Source organism: Longimicrobiales bacterium, assembly GCA_029245345.1.
GTDB lineage: Bacteria > Gemmatimonadota > Gemmatimonadetes > Longimicrobiales > Gaopeijiaceae > CALFPJ01.
In genome coordinates, this window is sequence record JAQWPM010000008.1 from 14,740 (window position 1) to 31,024 (window position 16,285).

General features: G+C 61.4%; 12 protein-coding genes and 18 tRNA genes. 26 read left to right on the forward strand and 4 right to left on the reverse strand.

The window, feature by feature from the left end:
* The first annotated feature begins 204 nt into the window (after positions 1-204).
* The 8 genes from P8L30_02105 (at position 205) to P8L30_02140 (ending at position 10,382) form a co-directional block, all read left to right on the forward strand.
* Complete coding sequence (locus P8L30_02105) at positions 205-1,476, forward strand: hypothetical protein (GenBank protein MDG2238994.1); 1,272 nt, start codon at positions 205-207, stop codon at positions 1,474-1,476.
* 587 nt (positions 1,477-2,063) lie between these two features.
* The gene (locus P8L30_02110) at positions 2,064-2,465 is read left to right on the forward strand and encodes a nuclear transport factor 2 family protein (GenBank protein MDG2238995.1); all 402 of its coding nucleotides are present in this window, start codon (positions 2,064-2,066) and stop codon (positions 2,463-2,465) included.
* 111 nt (positions 2,466-2,576) lie between these two features.
* Positions 2,577-3,497 (forward strand): alpha/beta hydrolase, encoded by a 921-nt coding sequence (locus tag P8L30_02115; GenBank protein ID MDG2238996.1) that lies wholly within the window; start codon positions 2,577-2,579, stop codon positions 3,495-3,497.
* A 399-nt stretch (positions 3,498-3,896) separates the two neighbouring features.
* On the forward strand, positions 3,897-5,153 hold the full coding sequence (locus P8L30_02120; GenBank protein ID MDG2238997.1) for a hypothetical protein: 1,257 nt from the start codon (positions 3,897-3,899) through the stop codon (positions 5,151-5,153).
* A gap of 183 nt (positions 5,154-5,336) precedes the next feature.
* Complete coding sequence (locus P8L30_02125; protein MDG2238998.1) at positions 5,337-6,572, forward strand: hypothetical protein; 1,236 nt, start codon at positions 5,337-5,339, stop codon at positions 6,570-6,572.
* 174 nt (positions 6,573-6,746) lie between these two features.
* The gene (locus tag P8L30_02130; GenBank protein ID MDG2238999.1) at positions 6,747-7,628 is read left to right on the forward strand and encodes an alpha/beta hydrolase; all 882 of its coding nucleotides are present in this window, start codon (positions 6,747-6,749) and stop codon (positions 7,626-7,628) included.
* Positions 7,629-8,699 carry a tartrate dehydrogenase gene (locus P8L30_02135; GenBank protein ID MDG2239000.1) on the forward strand — a complete coding sequence of 357 codons (1,071 nt, stop codon included), beginning with the start codon at positions 7,629-7,631 and terminating at the stop codon, positions 8,697-8,699.
* 417 nt (positions 8,700-9,116) lie between these two features.
* Positions 9,117-10,382, forward strand: a complete 1,266-nt coding sequence (locus P8L30_02140) for an aminotransferase class V-fold PLP-dependent enzyme (GenBank protein MDG2239001.1) — start codon at positions 9,117-9,119, stop codon at positions 10,380-10,382.
* Between the two features lie 369 nt (positions 10,383-10,751).
* Here the strand turns inward: P8L30_02140 and P8L30_02145 are convergent.
* The 3 genes from P8L30_02145 to P8L30_02155 all read right to left on the reverse strand — a co-directional run bounded on the left by P8L30_02145 (position 10,752) and on the right by P8L30_02155 (position 11,608).
* Positions 10,752-10,825: transfer RNA gene (locus P8L30_02145), tRNA-Pro, on the reverse strand.
* 199 nt (positions 10,826-11,024) lie between these two features.
* A complete protein-coding gene (locus P8L30_02150) occupies positions 11,025-11,264 on the reverse strand; it encodes a DUF4010 domain-containing protein (protein MDG2239002.1) in 240 nt (79 codons plus the stop codon).
* Positions 11,261-11,608 carry an MgtC/SapB family protein gene (locus P8L30_02155; GenBank protein ID MDG2239003.1) on the reverse strand — a complete coding sequence of 116 codons (348 nt, stop codon included), beginning with the start codon at positions 11,606-11,608 and terminating at the stop codon, positions 11,261-11,263. The genes P8L30_02150 and P8L30_02155 overlap by 4 nt, the downstream gene beginning before the upstream one ends.
* Before the next feature lie 115 nt (positions 11,609-11,723).
* Here P8L30_02155 and P8L30_02160 point away from each other — a divergent pair.
* The 18 genes from P8L30_02160 (at position 11,724) to P8L30_02245 (ending at position 15,462) form a co-directional block, all read left to right on the forward strand.
* A tRNA-Met gene (locus P8L30_02160) sits at positions 11,724-11,797 on the forward strand.
* Positions 11,798-12,000: 203 nt separating this feature from the next.
* Positions 12,001-12,073 (forward strand) — tRNA-Phe (locus P8L30_02165).
* A gap of 43 nt (positions 12,074-12,116) precedes the next feature.
* Positions 12,117-12,189, forward strand: a tRNA-Trp gene (locus P8L30_02170).
* Between the two features lie 10 nt (positions 12,190-12,199).
* A tRNA-Glu gene (locus P8L30_02175) sits at positions 12,200-12,271 on the forward strand.
* A gap of 39 nt (positions 12,272-12,310) precedes the next feature.
* Positions 12,311-12,384 (forward strand) — tRNA-Asp (locus P8L30_02180).
* Positions 12,385-12,453: 69 nt separating this feature from the next.
* Positions 12,454-12,526, forward strand: a tRNA-Ala gene (locus tag P8L30_02185).
* Between the two features lie 39 nt (positions 12,527-12,565).
* Positions 12,566-12,650, forward strand: a tRNA-Leu gene (locus P8L30_02190).
* A 32-nt stretch (positions 12,651-12,682) separates the two neighbouring features.
* Positions 12,683-12,766: transfer RNA gene (locus P8L30_02195), tRNA-Leu, on the forward strand.
* A 16-nt stretch (positions 12,767-12,782) separates the two neighbouring features.
* Positions 12,783-12,856, forward strand: a tRNA-Arg gene (locus tag P8L30_02200).
* A 24-nt stretch (positions 12,857-12,880) separates the two neighbouring features.
* A tRNA-Val gene (locus tag P8L30_02205) sits at positions 12,881-12,954 on the forward strand.
* 94 nt (positions 12,955-13,048) lie between these two features.
* Positions 13,049-13,121 (forward strand) — tRNA-Ala (locus tag P8L30_02210).
* Positions 13,122-13,135: 14 nt separating this feature from the next.
* Positions 13,136-13,208, forward strand: a tRNA-Thr gene (locus tag P8L30_02215).
* A 9-nt stretch (positions 13,209-13,217) separates the two neighbouring features.
* Positions 13,218-13,290 (forward strand) — tRNA-Gln (locus tag P8L30_02220).
* Between the two features lie 35 nt (positions 13,291-13,325).
* Positions 13,326-13,409, forward strand: a tRNA-Ser gene (locus P8L30_02225).
* Between the two features lie 224 nt (positions 13,410-13,633).
* Positions 13,634-13,716: transfer RNA gene (locus P8L30_02230), tRNA-Ser, on the forward strand.
* Between the two features lie 21 nt (positions 13,717-13,737).
* Positions 13,738-13,811: transfer RNA gene (locus tag P8L30_02235), tRNA-Pro, on the forward strand.
* Positions 13,812-13,923: 112 nt separating this feature from the next.
* A tRNA-Ser gene (locus P8L30_02240) sits at positions 13,924-14,006 on the forward strand.
* Positions 14,007-14,145: 139 nt separating this feature from the next.
* The gene (locus tag P8L30_02245; protein ID MDG2239004.1) at positions 14,146-15,462 is read left to right on the forward strand and encodes a hypothetical protein; all 1,317 of its coding nucleotides are present in this window, start codon (positions 14,146-14,148) and stop codon (positions 15,460-15,462) included.
* A gap of 9 nt (positions 15,463-15,471) precedes the next feature.
* On the opposite strand, the gene P8L30_02250 is transcribed toward P8L30_02245, so the two are convergent.
* Positions 15,472-16,285 (reverse strand): hypothetical protein (locus tag P8L30_02250; GenBank protein ID MDG2239005.1); only part of this gene is annotated, 814 nt, incomplete at its 5' end.

The following is a 16,285-nucleotide window of genomic DNA, read 5'->3' on the forward strand; positions in this document are numbered from 1 at the left end:
ACAAGCGATTGCTACTGACACGGGTTACCTGAGCGATAACGGGCCACTCGCCTGACGGCTCGCGCCCCTTGTTCGCATGCAGCACGCGCAGCAGAATGGCGAGTCGTTAGGCGGAGACTCCGGAGCTAGGATCCGCTACCGGCAAAGCCGGTCGGCACGTAGCATCGGTGGAGCCTTGCAGGACGCCTCCAAGGAGCCTCGAGCATGACGGACCAACCGAGACGACGATTCGACTGGATAGCACTCCTCCTCGCGTTGATCGTCGGCTGCGCACCCGCAGAGTCCACCGGGGATCAACCCGTGGTCGAGGGCGACGGGGGCGATGAAGCTGCGTCGGTCGAGCAGCTACCAGCAAATGGGCCGTTCGCGGAGCCGACCGGGCTGCTACCGGTGGGAGTCTTGGACGTGGCCTGGCTGGACCCTAGCAGACCGGAACCGTTCACGAAGGATCCCAATGACGTTCGGTCTGTAGCTGCTCGGGTATGGTACCCTGCAGCGCCGGGAGGGGCCGGCGGCGCGTCCTACGTACCGGACACGAATCAATTCGACGATGGCTTCGATGCGGTTGCCGGGGTGCAGACGCACGCGACCTCAGATGCGCCGGTTGGGTCAGGTGGCCCTTTTCCTGTCGTGCTCTACAATCATGGCGGGGGATGGCCTCGCTTCACGAGCACCTTCACGACGGAGGAACTAGCGAGTCACGGCTACGTCGTCGTCTCCATCGGCCACAACGGCATGAATCAGGTCCAGCGTCTTCTGGACGGTACCTCGGTAGAGCCCGACACCTTGGTGCCCCCGAGACCGACGGGTGACTTACGAGCGGATGCGTACGGGAGCTGGGCACACTTGGAGCAACACCACTTCCCGGAGTGGGTGGCCGACGCGGTCCACGCGCTGGGGCGATTGGACGAGATGAACCGTGAGGGGCCGTTGGCTGGAACGCTGGACCTGGAGAGCATCGGCATGTACGGCTGGTCCTTCGGTGGCGCAACGTCCATCGAACTCGCAGCGATTGATGAGCGAGTGAAGGCCGCGATCGACCAAGATGGTCAGTTGTTCGGCAGCGCATCGACGCGGGGCACGGCCAGGCCCTTCATGTTGATGCATTCATCTGAGCCACCGGCCCCGCCAGAGTCGGCTGGGGAGGAGGAACGGGAGATGTTCACTGCCGTCATGCAGGAACTGAGTGGCGTTACGCGAGAGGCCCACGCCTCGCTCAAATCTCTTGCCAGCGGTGATTGGTACGATGTCACGATCGCAGGGACGAACCATGGGAGCTTCTCGGACCTCACGCTTTTCTATCCAGGTGCGTCGCCAGGCATCGATCCGGCGAGGGCCCACGAGATCATCAACAGCCTGACGGTGGCGTTCTTCGATCGCTACCTCAAAGGGACCGACTCAAGCCTTTTGGAGTCTCCGAGCGAGCGTTTCCCCGAGGTGACCCTCGATCGCCGGGTCCAGCCGCCTGGAGCGTAGTGGGCGATACCGATAACCGAGGGTATGTATCCGCCTAACACGGAATGAATAATGTCCGGATAAGCTGCGGAAGCTGGAGCACGCGGCGTGTACCTCGCGCTCCGCGTCACCATGGTGGTCCGGCAGCATAATTCCAAAGTCGTTAGGTGGCTCTGGGAGACGTGCCCGAGGGCGAACTGAGCGAGGATCGCCTCCTGAGCTACCGAAAGCTGGAAGCGGAGTCGGCCTACGAGCGCCGAAGAGTGGACCCACGAGCCAGGGTTGAGCGGGTCGCTGAAGAAAAGACTACGAAGAGGACGCTCAAGTATCCCTCGAAGCATCAACGGCGGGGCTAGCGACGGGGCAACCTAACAAGCGATTGCTACTGACACGGGTTACCTGGTGGGTAACCGGCCACTCGGCTATCGCCTCGCGGCCCTTGTTCGCATGCGGCCCGTGCAGCAGGATCGTGAGACGTTATGCGGTGCATCGAACAGCTGAGAAGTATGAACTTGGACTTGAGACGGATCAGACAAATGAAATAGATAGCCACCTCGCTCGTTGTAGCGACTTTGGTCCTCGCGGGCTGCGCTGGAAGCGAGTCCGCGATGCCTCCGGAGGACGCAGCCCAGCTCGAAGCGATCTTAGAGGATGTGCGCTTGGGCTGGGAGCAAGGGGACGGAGCTGCGTTCTATTCCCATTTCCTGGACTGGGAGGCCGCTCGCTACTTCGAGGGTGGGGGCGAGAACCTTGGGCTCCGCGATCTCGTCGAGAATCATGTAGAACCAGAGGCCGAGCTTGGCCTGAGTCTCGGGTTCTCCAACGTTCAGACGCATTTCGAGGGCGGATTTGCTTGGGCGATCGTCGATACAGAAATCCAATTGACGACGCCGGACGGACGAGAGATCCACAACCGAGGGCACGGAACGTACCTCTTCCGGTGGGTGGCCGACGCCTGGAAGGTCGTGCACACCCAGTCCGCGAGTTCGCCAGTCCGAGACGAAGGCTAGCCACCTGTCGCCACCCCGGTGCGACCATTTGCGAGAGCGCATCTAGGGGTGATCGTCCGTCTGCGGGGCGCACCGTCTACCAAGCGATTGCTGCAGTCACGGAAGAGCTCGGTGAAGCGCTGCGCGCTTGTGCGCAGGCAGGCCGCGCAGCAGAATCGCAAGACGTTAGATGTCGCTGGCGCTCAAGAGGAAGGAATGACTCAGATCAAACGATCGTACTGCCTGCTGGCTCTATTCTCGCTCGTGGCTCCATTGCCGGCGCTGGCTCAGGGCATCGTGACACACGATATCGACTACCTAAGCTCTGCAGAATATGAGGACGGGAAGGATCTCCTCGACATCTACATGCCGGAGGGAGTCGCTGACGCCCCGGTGGTCGTGTTTTTCCATGGCGGAGCTCTACGGGCCGGCGACAAGAGCGATGGCCAGGGGGTCGCACAGCGCCTAGTTCCGCATGGAATCGGAGTCGTCTCGGCCAGCTACCGCCTGACACCCTCCGTTATGCATCCTGCCCATGTTCAGGATGCCGCAGCTGCAACGGCTTGGGTTGTCGAGAATATTGCCGACTACGGCGGCAACCCAGACAATGTGTACGTGTCTGGGCACTCAGCCGGGGCCTATCTGGCTGCCCTCCTCACGCTCGATCCGAGCCACTTGGAGGTGCATGATCTTGATCCGTCCTCGCTACGCGGCTCCATCCCGATCAGCGCGTTTCTCTATGTTGAGGAGACTGCTGCAGACCGCCCGAAAGACGTGTGGGGCACAGATCCCGCGGACTGGTTGGTGGCGTCAGTCGCCCCGCATATCGGCACGGCGGGAGGGCGCATGCTCCTCATCTATGCCGATGGAGACGACGAGTGGCGCCGTGAGCAGAATGAGAGATTTGGTGAAGCCATGCGTTCGGCCGGTAGTCACGGTGTCCGGGTCGTCGAGGTGCCGAATCGGAATCACATGTCGTTGATGACTGATCTCAACGCATCGGACGATCACATCGGTGACCTAATGCTCAGATTCATCCAGCAGCACGAGTAGGAATCACCGTGCGGGTGCGACATCTAACAAGCCATTGCTACGGACGCGAGTTAGCTGCGTGGCATCTCGGGTAACTTCTGGGAAGTTGTCAGCGTCTCTGTCGCGCAGCAGAATCGCAAATCGTTATGCAGCGCACCGTGAGCGTGCCCGCTCAACAACTTGGGTGTTCAGATGGTCGTGTAGTGTGGAGACGACTTGAGCAGACAACGAAGCCGAGCGTGCCCATTTGTGGTCCCCGCGGATCACGGGGGCGCGGTGTACCGGGGCCGTGCAGATCTTGCCCGGGTCGCCCCCCTACACCCTCCTGCAATGTGAGTATTCATGCCCCGACGCTCCGAGAGGCCCAAAACGAACACACCCCCTAGGCGCGGGTGGTCGGTAGTGTCGACCGGGTGTCTAATGGCTCTCTCATGGTTCGCCATCTCCGCCCACCCGGCGCTATCGCAAGCCGTGGGCTCTGAGATGCCGGCGCGTCTAGCCGTCTTCCTCGACTGCGGGTCTTGCGACGAGACGTTCATCCGGCAAGAGATGACTTACCTGGACTACGTCCGTGATCGCGAAGTGGCAGACGTACACGTCCTAGTGACTCAGCAGAACACGGGTGCGGGTGGACGAGCGCAGACGTTCGATCTTATTGGCCAGGGGCCGTTTGAGGGGATGGACGTCTCGACGGTCTATACAACCAACGTGGACGCGACCGCGGCGGAAGAGCGGGACGGATTCGCTCGCACGCTCGAAGCGATTCTCGTTCCGTACCTGATGGGGACGTCCGTGGGTGATCGACTCAATGTCGAGGTCGCAGCTCCGGAAGATGCAACGAGTGGGCAGGCGCAGCCGGAGGATGATCCATGGGACCATTGGACCATCGAGATGTACGCGGACGGAAGCGCAGACTTTGAATCCCGGCAGCGATCCTACGACACCCGTTATGGAATCTACGTAAACCGGGTGACGGAGGATTGGAAGATCCAGCTTCGGCCGTTCTTCAACTACAACTACGACCGCTTCGACAGGGGCGACAATACGATCGAGAGCACGTCCAGGCGTGACGGCTTTACCAGCTATGTCGTCCGGAGCATTTCACCCCATTGGTCGGTCGGTGCTTTCGGGGATGTCTTCACGTCGACATTCGACAATGTCGATAGGCGATTTCGTATTATGCCAGCCGTCGAATGGAGCCTCTATCCGTATCGAGACGCGACGCGGCGCCAGCTCACGGTAGCCTACCGGGTTGGAGCCTCGGACATACGGTACCGAGACACCACGATTTACGACGAGACGCACCAGCGGCTTCCAGAGCACATCCTGAGCGCGGGTTACGAAGTGACTCAGCCCTGGGGAGAGGTGGATGTGGGGATCAATGCATCGCAGTACCTGCACGATCTTGAGCGCTACAGCCTTGAGTTCAATGGGACGATCGCGTTTCGGGTCACGCAGGGGTTGTCCATCGAGATCGGCGGTGGGGTGGAGTTCATCCACAATCAGCTCAATCTGCCGAAGGGTGGTGCCGACCTCGAGGAAATCCTTTTGCGGCGTCGCCAGCTTGAGACGAACTACGAGGCAGGACTCAGTTTCGGGTTTCGCTACCGTCTCGGTTCGATCTTCAACAACGTCGTCAACCCGCGCCTCGGGGGAGGCGGGCAGGATCGATTCTGACCTCGGGGGGGCTGGGGCACAGCCCAACAAGGAATCGCTGCTGTCGCGGGATGAACTGGAGGGTCACGCGGTCACTCGGCTTGCACCTCGCGACCGGTGGGAAGCATTGTAGTCGCGCAGCAGAACTCCAAAGTCGTTAGACAGCAGCCCATGAGAGGCGGTGTGATGCGAGTAAGCAGCGCGTTGAGGCGAAAGGCTCTTGGAGCTGGGCACACGTGCGTCGTGGGCTGCGTTCTCGTTGCGTCGGTGGCGTCCTGCAGCCCCGACCGTGACAGCGATTCACAGGAGGCCGGACCGATCTACATCGAGCCGACTGAGGTTCATGTAGTGGGGAGATCGGACGCTCTCGCCGTCGTGCATGACCTAGAGGTGCTGCCGGACGGCCGTATCTGGGTGCTGAACTCGCTACCGCCCTTCTTCATCGGGTTCGGCCCAGACGGTGAGTTGATCGGAACACACGGTGAGGTTGGAGGGGGCCCCGAAGAGTTCCGACGGCCCGCTGGCTTTGTAGTCGGCGCCCCTGAGGGCGAGGCCTGGGTCCTGGATACTCACCGCCATGGTCTGGTTCGGGTCTCGAGGCCAGACGAGCCGTGGACCGAGGTGCGACTTCCCCGGGCAGATCTTCCGCCTGGGACGGTACAAGGCGGGCTAGACCTCCTCACCCCGCTCGTTCGGACAGCGCGCCTTGGGGACGAGGTCGTCATACCGCACTCCACCGGCACGCTGGAGTCCGGTGCGTTCTCGATGGTCGAGACCATCCTGAAAGCCGACCTGATGACTCTCGATCCCGCGACGGGTGGTGTCGAACGAGTGCTGAGCATCGGGCGAACTCTTGATGATCCATTCTCAGAGTTCACTCCCACCGAGGGGGGCTTCCCCCTATGGAAGCGGCTTTGGGCGGTGTGTGGTGGGCATCTGCGAGTCTACGACCGAGTTCGTAACCAACTCCGAGGCTTCGATCGCTCCGGCGGGGAATTAGAGCCGCTCGGACTTCCCCCTACGGGATTGGCCGAGGTCGCTCCTCAAGACTTCGCTCGGGTGGTCTTCCCTTTGCGTCAGGCGGAGATCACTGGGGGGGTGGGCGACCGGTTGAGTTCGGAGGACAGCCTTCGTCTCGTCACCCAGATGGCCCGAGGCGTAAAGGGTAGCGCAGCAGAACTGGCTGCCTATCTCCCACCCTTTGTCGACTTCCGTTGCTCTCCATCGGGGACCATGTGGTTACGACCGATCGAACTGGATGGAGCCGGTCTTGCTGGGGGCAGACCGTGGCTGCGGGTAGATCGCGATGGAGGGTCTCGGGTGATCATGCTACCCCCTCGCTTCGACGCTCTCCGATTCTTGGAGGACCGGGTGTTCGGAGCACTGCGTGACGACCTCGACGTTCCCTCAGTCGCATGGGCACAGTTGCCTGGCGGCTGACGGATGGGAGAGCCGGGCCGGGCCGCCGTCTAGCAAGCGATTGTTGCTGTCGCGGGATGGGCGGTGAGGGTCACGCGGTCACTCGGCTTGCACCGCACGATCGGTGGGAGGCATTGTAGTCGCGCAGCAGAATTCCAAAGTTGTTAGAACGCATCCCCCCAACCTCTGGTGTTCATGTTCGAGCACTATCGGCCTTTCGCCCTTATGGCGAACGGTGTCGAAATCCAAGGCGTCATCGGCGGTGAGGGCCCGCCTCTCCTGCTGCTCCATGGCTATCCTCAGACCCACGTCATGTGGCACAAGGTTGCTGGCGACCTTGCTGAACACTTCACAGTCGTGGCGGCTGATCTCCGCGGATACGGACGATCATCGAAGCCCGATCCGGCACCTGACCATAGCACCTACTCGAAGCGAGCTATGGCGCGAGACATGGTCGACCTTATGCACGGTCTAGGCTTCGATCGTTTCGCAATTCTCGCGCATGATCGAGGCGCGCGGGTGGCGCATCGCCTGGCCTTGGATTCACCGGAATCGGTGGTCAGAATGGTACTACTGGACATCGCTCCGACTCGCGAGATGTATGCGCATGCAGATGCGTCGTTCGCCCGAGCCTACTGGCACTGGTTCTTCCTCATCCGTCCCTCGCCCCTACCCGAGCGAATGATCGGCGCGGATCCGAGAGCATACTGGGTGGAGAAGTGTGGGGCGGGTTCTGCAGGTCTGAATCCGTTTACTCCCGACGCGCTTGCAGCCTACCTAGACGCCTTCGATGACCCGAGGGCGATCGCTGCGAGCTGCGAGGACTACCGAGCCGCCGTGACGATTGATATCCTCCACGACGACCAGGATGGCGGGAAGAAGGTCGCCTGCCCGATCAGGGTCCTATGGGGGGAGAAGGGGGTGATCGAGGCCCACTTCGACTGCCTGGCACTCTGGCGTGAGCGCGCCGAACAGGTGGACGGCGAGGCGTTGCCCGGCGGGCACTATCTTGCCGAAGAATTACCCGATCAGGTGGTCGGTCACACGCTCGAGTTCCTGCACCAAGGGGGTGCCTAGATGGCCCAGAAGCAGATCTACCGGATCGCTACCATTCCGGGTGATGGGATCGGGTGCGAGGTGATACCGGCCGGCCAGCGCGCGGTGGAGGTTGTGGCGAAACGCCACGGCTTTGGTGTGAGGTGGGACGAGTTCGATTGGTCTTGTGAGCGGTACGCGGAGACGGGTCGGATGATGCCCAAGGACGGCGTTGCCCAAGTCCGTTCGCACGATGCCATCTATCTGGGCGCAGTTGGGTTCCCCGGGGTGCCGGATCACGTCTCCCTTTGGGGGCTACTGATCCCACTCCGACGAGAGTTGGATCAGTACGCGAATGTCCGGCCCGTCAAGCTGCTGAAGGGCATCGAGTCTCCTCTCAAAGGTCGAGGAGAAGCAGACATCGATTTCGTCGTGGTCCGAGAGAACGTCGAGGGAGAGTATTCGGAGGTAGGCGGTCGGATCTACGCCGGAACCGAGCGAGAAACGGTGATGCAGGAGGCCGTGTTCACACGTCGGGGGGTGGACCGAATCATGGAATACGCCTTCAGTCTGGCAGACGCGAGACCAAGGCGGCACGTGACCTCGGCCACCAAGTCGAACGGGATCGTGCACACGATGCCCTTCTGGGATGAGCGGTTTCGTGCGGCGGGGGCTCGGTACCCTGGGGTTGAGACCGCCCAGTACCACATCGACATCCTCACGGCTCACTTCGTGCTTCACCCGGACTGGTTCGATGTTGTGGTCGCATCGAATCTGTTCGGGGATATCCTCTCCGATCTTGGGCCGGCCGTCGCCGGATCCATCGGCATCGCCCCCGCTGCGAATCTCAATCCCGACCGGTCGTTCCCCTCCATGTTCGAGCCGGTCCACGGGTCGGCTCCTGACATCGCTGGTCGGGGTGTTGCGAACCCGATTGCTGCGATTTGGAGTGCCGCGATGATGCTGGAGCACTTGGGTCAGAGCGAGGCGGCCCGCGAACTAGAAGCTGCGATCGAGGTATCACTGGCGTCCGAGCACACGCGTACGCGCGATCTCGGAGGGTCAGCCGACATGGAAGAGGCGCTCGGAGCGATGCTGGAAGCACTGGGGTAGCGCTCTAACAAGGAATTTCTGCTGTCGCGGTAGGCCGTTGTGCTCGCGCACTTCGTGCGCCGTGAGCTATCGTAGTCGCTCAGCAGAATTCCAAAGTCGTTAGACAGCACAAGGAGAAGTCCCATTAGGGAGACGACTAGTACCCAAGGGCATGCTTGGTGAGATCGGGAAGCGACGGTCCCATGGTGCCCAAAGGCTGTGACAGACGCGCTCCTCGCGGTGGTCGTCATCGTATTGCTTGCGCAAGTCGCGCTGGTAGGGTGGCTGATCCGCAGAGGCTACCTCATTTGGCGCGTCTTACTGGGCAAGGGTCGCGTACCCATGAAGTGCGGGCCGGTACTCCGAGTACCGGCGGCTCAGAGGTAGTGGCGCTCTATTCAGGCGCAAAAGGCAGGTTGAATTCCCTTAAGAGACCCCATGATGTCTGAGCCAGTCAGCCGCAGAGCCGCACTGAAACTCGGCGCAATTGGACTCGTCACGGCCAAGCTATCTGGTTGTGCCGATGAACAGCCACGCCCGGCGGCGAACCTGCCTCAATTCGAACGACCCGTGGGACTTGGAGACGAGGCTTGGGCCCCGGTTCGCGCGCAGTTTCTGCTAGATCCAGGCGTTGCATACATGAACAATGCGAGCTTGGGCATGCCCCCTCGGCAAGTTGTCGATGCAGTGGCGGCCGGCTATGCGGCGATCTCCCGGGAACCGCTTCATGGGAAGCACGACCTTCAGAGGCAGGTCGGCGATTCGGTACTCCCCCGACTGGCTGGCCTATTCGGAGTCTCACCGGAGGAGCTGTCACTGACGCGCAATGCGACGGAAGCGCTCCACCTACAGACCATAGGGGCGCGCTTGCCGCCTGGGGCGGAGGTGTTGATCACCTCCCAGGAGCATCCGGCGGGATCCCGTCCTTGGCGCTTCCGGGAGGTCCGAGACGGACTTCGGGTGACCGAAGTGTTCGTCCCTAGTCCGCTGCCTCCGGCGGATGAGATTGTCGCGCGATTGGAATCCGCGATCTCCAGCGACACACGAGCGATCTCGTTTTGCCACGTGACGCGAGGGGGGCATCTCTACCCAGTCGCGGAGCTATGCGGTATGGCTCGCGAACGGGGTCTGATGTCTCTCGTTGATGGTGCGCAGGCCGTTGGGCAGTTCAAGGTGGATCTTTCGGAGCTCGGCTGTGACGCGTATTCAGCGAGTCTCCACAAGTGGATGCTGGGGCCGGTTGGGACGGGCTTTCTGTATGTTCGAGAATCGTCGCGCACGGATGTTGTTACTGCGTTCGCGCCCGACGCGACGGATGACGCTCCGCAGCATGCGCCACCTGGTACAGCCGACTTCCCGGTCCGGGCGGCCATCGGAGCAGCTCTCGACTTCATTGGGACGTTGGGCTTAGATCAGATTGAGGCACGATGTCGCTTCTTGTCCGACCACCTCAAGGCGCAGCTAGCCGAACTGTCGGACGTTCGTGTGTTGAGTGGCGAGATCGATCAAAGTGCCCCCGGTTCGACGATCTTCGAAAAGTCGGGGTTGGACGCTGTGGAGTCTGTGTCGCTAATGGAGCGACTAGCTGCGGTGCATCTCGATGAGCATCAAAGGGATGGTCACAACGCGATTCGCGTATCGACGCACGTGTACAACACGACGTCTGAGATCGATCGACTCGTTCAAGCGCTCCGGGATTTGTGATGAGGACGATGTATGGTCTCCCACCGCGCCACTCTCTAGGATCAACTGTGAAGTGCAACAGCATCTAAGCTGCGGAGGTGAGTGGAAATCACTCAGCGGGAGTCGAGAGCGCTCCGCACCCATCGGTGACCCCAGGGCCGAGGGCTACCTCCCCTCCGGGCTCCTGACGCGCTCTCCGCCGCCCCTGACCCGGTCCCCGAGCGGAGGCTCCATGCCTGATGGGCCGCTCCTGAGTCCCCCGGCCACCCCGAAGCAAGAAAATCACCCCCAATAACCGGGCCGACGTATTGGATCGACGTATTGGACCCCGCCTCAAAAGAAAAACTCCCACAAAGCAGAAAGCCTTGTGGGAGTTAATCCTTCTCAATATCGGGACGGCCGGATTCGAACCGGCGACCCCTGCAACCCCATTGCAGTGCGCTACCGGGCTGCGCCACGTCCCGAAAGAGAGCGAAAGGTAATCCTGGGCCAGGGTCGCCTCAACTCCATAGGAAAAGAAGGATGATGCCCACGAGGATCGAGAACGCCACTGGGCCACCGAGCCGCTTCGCCATCTCCTTGCTTCCTAGGCTCATGACCATGGTGAATGTGAAGGCCATGATTGGACATCGAGGCTAGGAGGATAAGCCTCCAGCCGGTGTCTCACTCCGCTCGCCCGGAGGTGGTGAGCTGGGATATAGGCAGGGTGATCGCGTCGATGTCCGTGAGACCAGAGACGACTGCCGTGGCATAAAGGTCGCTACTTTCGAGCAGGTTCTCAGCCGCAGGGATGGCAAAGAGGACGCCAGGGACGAACTGCATCACCGCTCTCACGTCGACATCGCTCAGCTTCGTGACGATGCTCTTGAGTGCTTCTTTCAGGTAGAGGAGGACCGCGATCACTCCGCCCGACAGATCGCTACCTGGCGCGATCCGGCGACTGTGTATGCGCCGACCAGGCGCATGAGTACCAGGCCGACCTCTGTGGTTTGTCCTGGGTCGCTCTTGCCTGAACGCAACAACACGATGTTGCCTGTGACCATGAGTGCTGTGATCGCCAGGAGGTCGCCTGCTATGACCATCGGCCCGGCTGTCTCCGCGAGTAGCGCGGCAACGGCTCCGACGAGCGAGACAAGCGCGAACCCTCCTAGGCCTGCGAGTGGTGACGGGGCGCGCTCCTTCTGTAGGCCGACCAATAGGCCGAGCCCGAGCGCGATCAGGAGGTCCATGAATGTGGCGCTCGGCATCTCTCTCCCAGGTTGCAATACTTGTTCTAGAAAGGACGCGATCGGGGGCCCTTACGGCAACTGAGAAACCGGGTTGACCTCTTCGACGATTCTCGACTACCTTCTGGGTCTCTGTTGCGGGGTGGAGCAGTCTGGTAGCTCGTCGGGCTCATAACCCGAAGGTCGCAGGTTCAAATCCTGCCCCCGCTATAAGCTCGCGATGCGCCGCCAATTGGGCGGCGTTTCCCACGTAGAAGACCCATAAGGAGATAACAGCGTGCAGACGTCGAGTTTCTGGACGGTCGCCGATACGTGGAGCCCGCGGAAGCGGGCGGGGGCGGAGAGCCGGTAGGATTGGCCTCTCCGGAGTCTTCCCGCCCGCGCCTTCACCGGCTCGGGCGGGTTTTTTTTCGGGCCAGGTAGCTCAGTTGGTAGAGCACATGACTGAAAATCATGGTGTCGGCAGTTCGATTCTGCCCCTGGCCATGATGATGGAACCGCCGGAAGGTTGGGGCGGGGATGAGGCTAGAGGTCCGTAGCTCAATTGGTAGAGCACCGGTCTCCAAAACCGGGGGTTGGGGGTTCGAGTCCCTCCGGGCCTGTATGATTTAGGTCCCGGTCGTCTAATGGTTAGGACACCAGGTTTTCAACCTGGCAATCGGGGTTCAATTCCCCGTCGGGATATGTTTAAGAAGTAAGCAGGACAGTAGGAACCAGTAGTAGGGGGCTGTAGCTCAGTCGGTTAGAGTGCCGGTCTGTCACACCGGAGGTCGCGAGTTCGAGTCTCGTCAGCCCCGCTGAGCAGTTTTTTGACATCCGAAGTTGTTCGCTTTGAAAGAGGCCGATGACTTCCCCAGGTTGTGCGAGGGGCCGTAGCTCAGTTGGGAGAGCGCCTGAATGGCATTCAGGAGGTCAGGGGTTCGATTCCCCTCGGCTCCATGTTGGTCGAGCCCTTCGGCTAGTGGCTAGCAGTAGTGAGCTCGGGTGGCGGAATTGGTAGACGCGCAGGGTTCAGGACCCTGTGGGGGTTAACCCCGTGAGGGTTCGAGTCCCTCCTCGAGCATCGTCGCCCTGAGGGCGATGAAGTATGAAATCGCCCACGTGCTGGAATTGGTAGACAGGCTGGTTTGAGGGACCAGTGCCGGAAACGGCGTACAGGTTCGAGTCCTGTCGTGGGCATGCTGGAGTTGTATCTGCGCCCGTAGCTCAATTGGATAGAGTGCCTGACTACGGATCAGGAGGTTGGGGGTTCGAGTCCTCCCGGGCGCATTTGCCGACCCTGATCAGGGTGTCGGGCGCGTAGCTCCGTTGGTTAGAGCGCTACGTTGACATCGTAGAGGTCACAGGTTCGAATCCTGTCGCGCCCACTTGTGTGCGGAGTATCGAGGTGGGCTTCGCCCAGGATCGGCAAGACTGATCCTGTCGCGTCGCGCTCATGCGTGGTCTCCGAAGGGCCTGTGAGGGGCCGTAGCTCAGTTGGGAGAGCGCAGCGTTCGCAACGCTGAGGTCAGGGGTTCGATTCCCCTCGGCTCCATTTTGACATCGATTGCCACCATAGCTCAGTTGGTAGAGCACGTCACTCGTAATGACGGGGTCGTCGGTTCAAATCCGACTGGTGGCTCTTGTTCATTGCCCCATGGTGTAACTGGCAACACGCCGGATTCTGGTTCCGGAGAGTCTAGGTTCGATCCCTAGTGGGGCAACTTCGAAGCGTTGGTTTGCATCGGTCGCTTCCTCGGGAGGGATGGCCGAGTGGCTTAAGGCGACGCCCTGCTAAGGCGTTGGTGCTTGCACCGCGTGGGTTCGAATCCCACTCCCTCCGTTGTAACGGACCGTCACGGTCCCTTGGATGAGTTCGGCGGATCGAACCGAGGCGTTCGACTCCTCAAGGACTCGCGAAGTGAGGACGGCACGTGGGTTCGACTCGAGCGGCCGAGTGGCAATCGCAAGCACCCCCCAGGGTGACCCGCGAGTGAGCGGTGCGAAGCACCGCGGATCCCACTCTCTCCGCTGAACGGTCGTGCGCGCTACACCACTGCCGCGTTTGGACGGGTGGCCGAGTGGCTTAAGGCGCACGATTGGAAATCGTGTGGACATTGTCCGCGTGGGTTCGAATCCCACCCCGTCCGTTTGTAGGTACCCGAGTAGTCCGGGGTGTGGCTCAGTCCGGTAGAGCGCTGCGTTCGGGTCGCAGAGGTCCCCGGTTCGAATCCGGGCACCCCGATTAATATTGATCTTGAGGGTAAAGTCTCACTCCACACGACTTGCGTTGTCCCGGTGCGGGCAACGGACCATGTTCCAGCCCGGACCCCGAAAGGGTTCGGGCATTGTCGTTTGGAGCGCTGGCAGAATGGCTATTGCACTCGCCTCGAAAGCGAGCGTCCGAAAGGACTTGGGGGTTCGAATCCCTCGCGCTCCGTAGAGCCCTCGCGCCGATTGGCCCGGGGGCTTTTTCATGGGTACAGCCTTCCGTATTCGCCTGGGCTTCTCCGCCCTCACTAAATGCGCGAGAATGTTCGGCCGCGCTGCTCCACTTCCGGTTGCTCGTTACCCAACTGATGTCTGACGCACCGACCGAGGCACCGACACAGCGGACCATCCTCCTGTTCTGGATCCCCCTCGCCGCCACCTGGGTGATGATGGCGTCTGAAGGTCCGTTCCTAGCCGCGATGATCGCGCGGCTACCGGACCCGACATACAACCTGGCGGCACATGGCGTGGCCTTTGCGCTGGCGATTCTGATCGAGGCCCCCGTGATCATGCTGATGAGCGCAGCGACATCGCTAGTGAAGGACCGCATGAGCTTCATCAAGCTGCGGAATTTCGCCCGGGTGCTGTGCCTGGGTTCAACAGCACTCCTCTTGGTCGTACTCATACCAGAGGTGTACGACACTCTGATTCCGGGCATCATGGGTGTACCGGAAGAGGTCGCAGATCTCACATACGGGGCGCTCTGGTTCATGCTGCCCTGGCCGAGCGCCATCGGGTACCGACGGTTCCTTCAGGGCGTGTTGATCCGGTCGGGCAAGACGAAGCTCGTCGCGTATGGCACCCTGATCCGCCTCGGCGCGATGGTCATCGCCGCGCTGACCGGCTTCTTCGTACTCGGGATTCCAGGTGCCTGGGTCGGCGCACTCTCTCTCGCGACCGGCGTCACGGTGGAAGCTATCGCGGCCAGGTTCATGGCAGCCAAGACCGTGAAGGCGATCCTCGCCGGCGAACTGGATGGCCCACAGTCTCGATACATCAGCTACGGTGAGATCGCCAGATTCTACTATCCGCTCGCGCTCACGTCCCTGATCGGGCTGAGTATCCAGCCGCTCCTGACCTTCTTCATGGGCCGTAGCGTATCACCTGTCGAATCGCTCGCCGTCTTTCCCGTTGTCCACTCACTGTCGTTCTTCTTCCGGTCCATGGGGCTGGCGTATCAGGACACGGCGATCGCACTCATGGGGACACAGTTCGCGAACTACAGTGCGCTCTCGAGATTCGCGGTTGTACTCGGCACAGCCACCTCCGCCGGCCTGGCGCTGGTGGCATTCACGCCCCTGTCTGATGTCTACTTCCTGACCATCTCCGGACTCACGCCGGAACTGGCTGAGTTCGCAATCACCCCGACCCGGGTGATCGTGCTTCTTCCGGCCCTGTCCGTACTTTTGTCCTTGCAGCGTGCTCTGCTTGTTGAGGGTCGGCGCACCCAGCTGATTACTGTCGCAAGCGCCATCGAGGTGATGACGGTGGCCGCCGTCTTCATCTCACTCGGCTTCGGGCTGGACATGGTGGGTGCGACTGCAGCGTTCTCGGCGTTCTTTGGAGGTCGGCTGATGAGCAACCTCTATCTGGTGTGGAGCTCGCGCGGGATCAGATCTCACTGACCCCTGGGGCTAGAGGCGCTTGAGCCCCTCGTAGCATGGCCGCAAGTCGAACCCTACGCATTCAGGATCGTTCGTGCCCGCATCGAACACCTCGTGCATGGCCGACCCAACTGCCACCGCATCCGACGGGTCGCACATCGCAATCAGTCCTGATCCAGCTCCCGAGACGGTCACCGCCCACGCGCCTGCATCCACACCGGCTGAGATGGCGAACAGGGCGCTCGGGATGAGCGCGAGTCGATGCGGCACATGAAGTTCGTCGCGCACACCGATGCGGATCAGATCGGGATTACCCTCAGCCAGTCCACGAATCAGGGCAACGAGTCGCCCCAGCGACGCAGCTGCAATCTTGTGCGATACCTGCTTGGGAAGCAGTCCCCGGGCCTCATCGGTAGACACTCCAGCCGCAGGCGCAGCATAGGCAAACCCCACGGCGGGGCTGAGCGCGAGGCCCATCACGATCGGCCCATCCGCGGTGCTGGCCACCGCCCGGAGGCCACCAAAGACACTCGGGGCAGCATTGTCACCGTGTCCCTCGGCCTTGAGCGTGCGAGCAAAGGCTTCATCGTCATCTCGCGGGAGCCCCTGCACCGCTAGCGCCAGATCAAATCCGACGATTCGAGCAGCGGCCGAACCTCCCAGACCCCGAGCCACAGGGATATCGGAGTGGAGCGTTAACGTGCCGGATGGCTGGATTCCCACCTTCCCCAACCGTTTTGTGAACAACTCTGCGACGAGATCTGGGGCGTCTTCCTGAGCCAGAGGCGGAAGCGTGCCTGATCGAATGACAGTCAGCTCACCACTGTCATTTGGATCGAACGAT

Coding starts and splice junctions, on each gene's coding strand:
- P8L30_02105 (MDG2238994.1), top strand. CDS start 205: ATGACGGACCAACCGAGACGACGATTCGACTGGATAGCACTCCTCCTC.
- P8L30_02140 (MDG2239001.1), top strand. CDS start 9,117: ATGATGTCTGAGCCAGTCAGCCGCAGAGCCGCACTGAAACTCGGCGCA.
- P8L30_02135 (MDG2239000.1), top strand. CDS start 7,629: ATGGCCCAGAAGCAGATCTACCGGATCGCTACCATTCCGGGTGATGGG.
- P8L30_02110 (MDG2238995.1), top strand. CDS start 2,064: ATGCCTCCGGAGGACGCAGCCCAGCTCGAAGCGATCTTAGAGGATGTG.
- P8L30_02120 (MDG2238997.1), top strand. CDS start 3,897: ATGGCTCTCTCATGGTTCGCCATCTCCGCCCACCCGGCGCTATCGCAA.
- P8L30_02155 (MDG2239003.1), bottom strand. CDS start 11,608: ATGCCGAGCGCCACATTCATGGACCTCCTGATCGCGCTCGGGCTCGGC.
- P8L30_02245 (MDG2239004.1), top strand. CDS start 14,146: ATGTCTGACGCACCGACCGAGGCACCGACACAGCGGACCATCCTCCTG.
- P8L30_02130 (MDG2238999.1), top strand. CDS start 6,747: ATGTTCGAGCACTATCGGCCTTTCGCCCTTATGGCGAACGGTGTCGAA.